Annotated in this window: 4 protein-coding genes; all 4 read left to right on the top strand. The window is 68.6% G+C overall.

Annotated elements, in window-relative coordinates; genetic code table 11:
* The coding region (locus ACQY5A_RS05700) for a hypothetical protein (RefSeq protein ID WP_428339396.1) at nt 1-376 on the top strand (376 nt) is incomplete at its 5' end.
* On the top strand, nt 373-2859 hold the full coding sequence (locus tag ACQY5A_RS05695) for a baseplate J/gp47 family protein (RefSeq protein ID WP_428339395.1): 2487 nt from the start codon (nt 373-375) through the stop codon (nt 2857-2859). The genes ACQY5A_RS05700 and ACQY5A_RS05695, both read left to right, overlap by 4 nt.
* On the top strand, nt 2852-5434 hold the full coding sequence (locus ACQY5A_RS05690) for a phage tail protein (RefSeq protein WP_428339394.1): 2583 nt from the start codon (nt 2852-2854) through the stop codon (nt 5432-5434). The genes ACQY5A_RS05695 and ACQY5A_RS05690 overlap by 8 nt, the downstream gene beginning before the upstream one ends.
* The gene (locus tag ACQY5A_RS05685) at nt 5422-8472 is read left to right on the top strand and encodes a DUF6519 domain-containing protein (protein ID WP_428339393.1); all 3051 of its coding nucleotides are present in this window, start codon (nt 5422-5424) and stop codon (nt 8470-8472) included. Before ACQY5A_RS05690 ends, ACQY5A_RS05685 begins: the two co-directional genes overlap by 13 nt.
* Nucleotides 8473-8487: the final 15 nt, after the last annotated feature.

The following is an 8487-nucleotide window of genomic DNA, read 5'->3' as shown; positions in this document are numbered from 1 at the left end:
CCCGCGCTACGTGAGCCTGGACCTGGTGGTCACGGTGTGCGCCGATGCCGGCGCCCTGCGCGGGGAGGTCCTCGCCGCGGTGGCCACGGTCCTGAGCACCGGCATCCGCCCCGATGGCCGGCCGGCGTTCTTCGCCCCGGATCAGTTCCGGTTCGGTCATCCCCTGGAACGCAGCGCGCTGGAAAGCGCCGTCCAGAACACGCCCGGTGTCGACGGCGTCATCTCGATCACCTACCGGCGGCGCGGCTACCTACCCGACTTTGTTGCGCTGCCCGAGAGGGTCGTCGTGTCCCGCGACGAGATCATCCGGGTCGATAACGATCCCAGCTGGCCGGACCGCGGCTCGGTGCGCATCGTCGTGGAGGGCGGGAAATGAGCGCCGCAGCGCCGGTGCTGGGCTGCCGCTGCGGCGCCCACAGCGCCTGCCGCTGCGACGGTGTGCCGGAGCGCTGGCAGATCACCAACCCGGGCGGGCTGCCCGCGATCGCCTACCGGATCGGCGATTTTTCCACATTCCGGCACGCGATGTTGCAGCACCTGCCCGGTGAGACGAACCTGACCATCTGGCAGCCGACCGCCCGCACCGACCTCGGTCTACAGATCCTGGACTGGTGGGCCTATATCGCCGACATCCTCACCTTCTACAACGAACGCATCGCCAACGAGGACTATCTGGGCACCGCGGTGCTGCCCGAATCGGTGCGGCGGCTGGTTGGTCAGCTGGGCTACCGGCCCCGGCCCGGGATCGGCGCCGTCGCGACGCTGGCCGCCCTGGCCACCGGCCCGAACCCGCTGGTCCTGCCCGCCGGACTGACCATCACCTCGAAGGCGACCCCGGGTCTGGACCCGCAGACCTTCGAATCCGCCACGACGGCCACCTTCGCGCCGCCGACCAGCGTGCGCGGGCCCCGACCCGATGAACCCTCAGCCCCGCCGACGGCCGGGCCGCCGCCGTCGTCACCGCCGGGAACCGCCGAAGCGCCACCGGACCCGGCGCTGATTCTGCGCGGCGGGGTACTGGTCAAGGGCACGCCCACCGGGGTGGCCGTCGGCGATCACCTGCTGTTGACCCCCAGAGCCTGGGACCCGGCCCGTCCCGGTGTGGTGTGCACGGTGACCGGTGTGGTTGCCGAGAAAGACCCTCATGGGCGCGCCAACACCCGGGTGCTTCTCACCGGCACGGGTCCGGTCCAGGCCGGGCTTGCCGCCGATTTCCGGCTGGCCCGATCGACCCGCGTCTGCCATCTGGCCACCATCCCGGTCGGGGCCAATGCGGTCACTTCGACGACCGCGACGGTGGTGCTCGACAGCGCCGCCCGGTATTTGCACGCCGGGGACCCGTTGGTCCTGGATCCGGGTGGGGGCACCACACCGCTGGTGGTCGCACTCAAGGCGTACAGCGAGCTCATCTGGTACGCGAACGCCGACCAACCAGCTACCGATCCCACCCAACCGCCCGCTGACAAGAGCAAGCCGGCGATCCCGCTGATCGTCGCGTCGCTGGTGCTCGACCCGCCGACCGGGGTGAGCCTGGGCACCAGCTACGCGGCGGTGAACGCCGACTGGACCGATATCGGCACCCTGATCGCGACCCCGGTGCACGGCGTGACCACCCTGCCGGGCGCGCTTACCTTGGCCTCCCCACCGGCCGCGGCTCCCGGTGTGGCCGCTCCGGCGTTGTTGGAGGACGCCAACGGCAACGGTGCACCGGTGCGGGCCACCCCGACCGCGGGCAGCAGCACCGCCACCATCGCTGCCGCCGACCCCGACACACCGCTGCCCACCCTGCAGCCACCGCTTCGGCTGCTGTGGGATCTGTTCACTGTCACCCGCGGCGCCACGGTGCGCGACGAGGTCCTCGGTAGCGGCGACGCCCGGCTGGCCCGGCAGGACTTCACGCTGAGCAAATCGCCTGTCACCTATTTCAGCGATCCGGCGGGCCGCTCCGGGAATACCTATTCCAGCACCGTGGTGGTGGATGTCGCCGGCCGCTACTGGACGGAAGTCCCGATGCTCTACGGGCACGGTCCGACCGACACCGTGTTCGTCACCGGGGAAGACGAGGACGGCAAAACCCATGTCCGCTTCGGGGATGGCGTCACCGGGGCTCGGCTGCCCAGCGGGGCGGTGGTGAAAGCTACCTACCGGGTCGGCAGCGGCGCGGCGGTCCCGCCGGCCGGGGCGCTGTCGCAGGTGAGTTCGCCGGTGCCGAATCTGCGCGGCGTGCGCAATCCGGTGCCGCCCGGCGGGGGCGGTGATCCGGACTCGCCGGGCCAGCTGCGCCGCGTCGCGCCGCGATCGGTCCTGACGTTTGGCCGGGCGGTGTCCGGGGATGACTATGCGGCGGTGGCCGCGGCGGCCCCTGGCGTCACCCGCGCCGACGCGGCCTGGGAATGGGATGCCGAGGAGCAGCGCCCCACGGTGCGGGTGTATGTCGGTGACGACGCGGCCGCGGTGGTGTCGGCCCGCGCCGCGGTGCGCGCCGAAGCCGACCCCAACCGCCCGGTCATCGTGGTCCCTGCCGTCGCGCGGCCGCTCACCATGACCATGACGGTGCGCCTCGATTCCGCTGTGGTGCCCGGCGGGGCGCTGGCGGCGGTCCGTTCGGCACTGCTGGATGCGCCGGGCGGGCTGTTCTGCCCGGGTGTGCTGGGGTTAGGGGAGGCGTTGTACCGCAGCCGGATCGAGGCCGCGGTCGGCGCGATGCCCGGGGTGCTCGCCATGCATTCGTTGACCGTCAGCGCCGCCGGGTCGACGGGTGGGCTGGGCGATCACCGGTTCGATCCCGGTCCCGGCGGGTTCTTCACCCTGGCGCCGGCCGCCCTGACGGTGACCGAGGAGGCCGATCCCGATGACTGAGCTGGCAGCGGCGCCGGTGGACGGGTTGGACGCGATCTACACCGCCAAGCTGTGGTCGCTGGTACCCGAGGTGTATCGGGCGCAGGACGCGGTGACCAGTGACGCGTCGTCGTCGGACGGTGCGGGCCCGTTGCAGGAACTACTGGCGCGGATCTCGGTGCAGGTGGCGGCGGTGCGGCGCAGTATCGACCGGCTGTGGGAGGACCAGTCGATCGAGTCTTGCGACAGCTGGGTCATCCCATATATCGCGGCGCTGCTGGACACCAATCTGGTGCCCGCAATGGACTCCCGCCAGCAGCGTCTGGACGTCGCGAACACCATCTATTACCGGCGCCGCAAGGGCACGGTCGCGCTGCTGGAGCAGCTGGCCGCCGACGTCACCGGCTACGAGTGCCACGTCGTGGAGTTCTTCCGCCGCCTGGGACGCTCCCGGCACAGCCTGGACCCAGCGGTCGGGGCACCGGCGCAAACCGCGGACCCCGCCGGGGCCCGGCGCTTGCAGCGGGCCGAAGGCCTGGTCGGTCTGCTCACCGGCACACCGGCCGGCGGTTACGCCGACCTGCGGAACCGGCTGGGCGCCACCGCAACTGGGACCGCCTATGACGAGTACCACCACACTGTCGATGTCCGGCTGGCCGGCGGGGCGCTGGGCTGGTACGGGATCCCCAAGGTCGGGTTCTTTCTGGGGCGGGTGGCGCCTTTCGCCGTCGATAAGGCGACCCCGGTACCGGTGACCGGCTGCGACGGGTACTTCACGTTCGATCCGACCGGCCGCCAGATCCCGCTGTTCCAACGCGGCGACCGGGGCCCGAACGACTACGGCGAGAATTGGCGGTCGCTGGCGGCCTGGCAGCTACCTGCCCCGCTGACCGATCAGATGTGGGCGGCGCTAGCCGCGGTCGGCACGCCGACACCGCAGGCCTATCCCGACCCCGACGCCGCGGTGTGGCCTGCGTCGCTGTCGGTCAGCTCGCTCGGCGCCGGTCCGCTGCCGCTGGATCAGGTCCGGGTGTGGCCGGAGGTGGGACGGTTCGCGGTCGAGGCCGCCGGGGACGCGATCGAGGTCGGCTACCACTACGGACTGTTCGGTGAGGTCGGGGCCGGCCCGTTCCCCCGACGCCGCCTTGGGTCGGCGCCCACCGTGTATCCGATGCCGCTCCTCACCGACCAGGGTGAGACACCGACGTCGCTGGCCGATGCGTTGACCGCGCTGGGCGGCACCGGCACCGTCGTCATCGACGATGGCCTGACCCGTACCGGTGTCGCGCCGGTCGGTTCGCCGGGCGCCCCGATCGGCGCGGTGGCGGTGTGCGCCGGTGACGAGAATCGCGCCGTCATACGCACCGCCGCCGGCGCCGACCCGTGGATGTTTCAGGGCGCCGCGACCGCTGATCACAACCCGTCGGTGCTGCGGCTGGAAGGGATCCTCTTCAGCGGCACCGACATCGTGTTGCGCGGCACCTTCGACGAGGTGGTGTTGAACTGCGCCACAATCGACCCAGGTACCGCCGGAAACCTGCGCACCCCCGCGACCCCGTGGGATGTCAGCGTCGACGAGCGGCCGCTGGCGCCATCACGGATCTGGGTCGAGGGCACCGTGCGCTCACTGGTCCTCGATCGCTGCATTTTGGGTCCGGTCCGGACCCGCCGCGGCGGTGTGATCGAGACACTGACCGGCACCGATTCCATCCTGCAGGGCCTGCCGACCGCGCTGGGTTCGGAGCTAACGACGGAATCGGTGTTCGACGACGACACACTGTTCAGCGCCCTGAAGTATCAACGCGACCCGTTGTCACAATGGTTGGCGACCCAGCTGGGCGCGGCCTCCACCGGCGCGGTCACCGCGCATGTCGACGCCACAGCGGTCCCGCCGGCCGACCTGGCCGCGGTGGTCGCCGATCTAGCGGCCGTGATTGCCGGTCCGCTGGTGTGGACTGCGAAGCGGTTCGCCGACCGTGGACTGCGGACCAGCACCCAGGCCGCGGTCACCGCACCGCCGGCCGATCCCGCGGCGCTGGCGCTGCTGAACCGCCAACTGATGGCCGAGGCCTACCCGGCGGCGCTGGCCGACGCCGCGCTGACCACCGGTCAGGGCCTGGTCGATCTGCAGCGGTGCACGGTGCTCGGCGCCGGATATGTGCACCGCCTGCTGTGCAGCGAATCGATCCTCGATGACGTGGTGCGGGTGATCGACGCCCAGGACGGCTGCGTGCGGTTCTCGGCGTGGTCCACCGACAGTGCCTTGCCGCGACGCTACGAATCGGTGCAGGTGCCGGCCGGTTCGCCGATCTTCGTCAGCCGCCGCTTCGGTGAATGGGGTTACGGACTGGTCGACGACGGCGCCGACACCGCCATCGTCGCCGCGACTACCGCCGCTGATCCGAGCATCCTGACCGGCAGCTACGACGGTTCGGAGATGGGCGCGTTCTGTGCGGCCGACGCGGCCATCAAGGACCGGTCGCTGCGGATCAAGTTGAGCGAATACATGCCGGTCGGGCTGTCAGCGGTGCTGCAGCACATGCCGGTACCCGACCCCGACGGCGAATCGATGAGAGGCAGACCATGGCCGACGTAGCCAAACTGTCGTACGACCCTGCCCGCCAGTACCAGGGTCTGGTAAAGCTCCAGGGCAGGGTGGCGCTGGAGGCCGACGACAACGAACAGCGCCTCATCGACCACGAAGAGCGCCGCAAAGAACTGATCGACATCATCGGCCCGGCCGGCACCCCCGACAACGGCTACGCCCTCACAGCCTCGGGCACCGACATCACTGTCGGGATCGGCACGATGTATGTCGGCGGGCTGCGGGTCGAACTCGATCAGCCGATCACTCTGGCCCACCAGCCGGATTGGCTGGACCAACCGCCGCTCGCCGCCCCGGTGCCCGGTCACGCCGTGCTGATGCTCGAAGAGACCGACGTTAGTGCCGTCGAGGATCCAGCCCTGGCCGAGGTCGCGCTCGGCGGCCCCGACAGCGCAGCCCGCACCCGGCTGCTGCAACGGATCACCGTCCTGCCTACTCAGTCCAGCGACTGCGGGCAAGCCCTGATCGACGACGAAAGCGGCTGGAAAGAAGCAGGTTTGGTGTTCGACAAGGACACCATGGCGCTGAAATCGGTGTCGCGGATCGCGGTCGCCTGGGACGCCCCGACGGAGAAGGCCAATCCGTGCGAACCGACCAGCACCGGTGGCTACCTGGGCGCCGACAATCAGCTGATCCGCGTCCAAATCACCCACGTCGCCCAGGACGGAACATTCGACCTGGTGTGGGGCTACGACAACGCCTCAATGCTCTACCGGATCACGGCCGACGCCAGCGCGACACCGGTGCTGACACTGCAGCGCAGCCCCGTCGACGACTATCACCGTCCCCGCACAAACCAGGCCGTGCAGGTACTGCGGTCCACCGCCACACTGGCCAGCACCGACGGCGCAATCGAGGGGTATGTCGCGGCGCACAACGGTGTCATCGGTGTGCTGGGCTCGCAGTACGACCCCGACACCAAGACGATGCAATTCCCGACCGCGCTGCCCGCCGAATACACCGACCCCAAACAGACACCCCAGCTCTATCTGCGGGTGTGGGAGGAGCTGCTGACCGGCAGACAGCTTGGCCAGACGATCACCCTGACCGGGACGGGGCTCAGCGTCACCCTGAGCTCTGCGGTGGCCGGTTCTCCACTGCACATCGGCGATTTCTGGTCGATCGCGGTGCGCCCGGACACCCCGACAGTGGTCTACCCGGAGCGCTATCTGCGCGGAAAGGAAGCTCAACCGCCGGACGGACCGCGACTATGGGTGTGCCCGCTGTACGTCCTCGGGGTCAGCGATAACACGTGGGTCATCGATGAAGACTGCCGGCACCACTTCCCCCATCTGGTCGACGTCAACGGCGGCGGGGGCGGCGGGGGGTGCTGCACCGTCGAGGTGACGCCGGCCGACGCCCACGGGAACCATCTTCAAACGCTGATCGACGCCGCGGCCGAAGCGCGCCCCGACACCACGCGCACCAACCGGATCACCGTGTGTTTCCAGCGGGGGGCCTACGAGTTGGAGACCCCGATCCTCCTGGACCATCGGCATTCGAACATGGAACTGCGGGGCTGTTCTGAATCGGTCGTGCTGGCCCCGCTGCAGGACTTCGAAAACAACTTCCCGGACGGTGTGATCGTGCTGAAGCGCGCCGACAACGTCACGATCACGGGGTTCGAGATCCGGATGCCGCAGGTCGCTACACCGCTACAGCAGCAACGGCCGACGGTGAAGAACCGGGCCATCATCCAGGCGATGAACGTGATCATGCGGGACCGGTACATATCGATCGGCATCCGCCCCGTGCACTGCGCGGTATTAGAAGTGTCGCGCTGTCTGTTCAGGTTCAGCGTGGGAGAGCGCGACACGACCCCCGAAGCCGAAAAGACCATGCCTCGCTCGGTGTTCGGTGTGGGGGTCTTCGGGGCCAGCCAATGCCATGGTTTGCGATTAGAAGCCAACCGTTTCCTGCACGAACCGGCGCTAGACTTCCACTCCGACCTAGAACCGCAGCACGTCCTCGTCGGCTACCTGCTGTTGCCCACAATCCACGGGGAAGCTATCAACCGGGTCGCGGCCAAAGCGTTCGGCGGTGATGCAGTGTTGCCAACGCTGCTCTACGACGGCCTAATCCGCGACAACATCTTTGACGGCATCACGGTCGCCGTCATGGTGTCGGCCGACCTCGGAATCCTCGACATCCATAACAACATTGTGCGCCGGTGTTACGGCGGCGTGTGGCTGCTTGATCCCAGCGCATTACCCTACATCGATCTGACCGGCGAGTATCAGGTGCAGAGCACGGTGAACGACGTGCGGCCAATGCTTTCCGCAATGATGCTTGATGGCTACCTGGCGCTGATACGGGTTCTCGGATCGACCTACCCCCTGCCGCCGACCATGACGCTCGAAAGTGAGGTTCGCCGCGTCACTGAAAAATCGTCCGCCGCGAGCCAGAAACGACTAACCCAAACAATGACCCGCTTCCTTCGCGACGTGGCCGGCGGCCAACCAGCTGATAAAGATGCCCCCACCGTCAACTTCAACGCCGCCGCCGAGTCACCCGACACCGAAATCGACGCCACACCATGTGCTTTCCAGCCCGCACATCGGGTGAACCAACAACTCATGTCCATCGAACGGGACATGGCAGTGCCCACGCAGGATCAGCATGCTCAACTCCACCTCTGCGACAACGACATCGAATGCGGTAGCGGAACCGGCAGCCGGCTCAGGACGCCGCCGACCGCCGCCGCCGCCGTGCTCGCCTTTTTCATCGGCTCCAACCCCACCAGCCTGATACTTGGGAACAATCGCCTTGCTACAAACGCGCCGTTGACGAGAGGCGGGCCGGGAACATGGTCGACGGTAGTCATCATGGAACTGACCGCGACCACGGTGACGGGCAACATCATCCGAAACAATGCCGCAGGGGCCGCCAGCCTCGTCATGGTCGAGCCTGGCGGCGGGCCGAGCGCGATCACCGGCAACGTACTCGCCGGCCCATCGCACCTTCCCCAGCGCTCCAACCAGCCCGCCGGCCTCGACACGTGGGACCCGTTCAACACGGAGACGACATGAATGGACCCAGTGTCG

It is taken from the genome of Mycobacterium sp., assembly GCF_965277065.1.
Lineage (GTDB): Bacteria > Actinomycetota > Actinomycetes > Mycobacteriales > Mycobacteriaceae > Mycobacterium.
The sequence above is the reverse complement of the archived record's forward strand: the minus strand, read 5'-3'. Positions and strand labels throughout refer to the sequence as shown.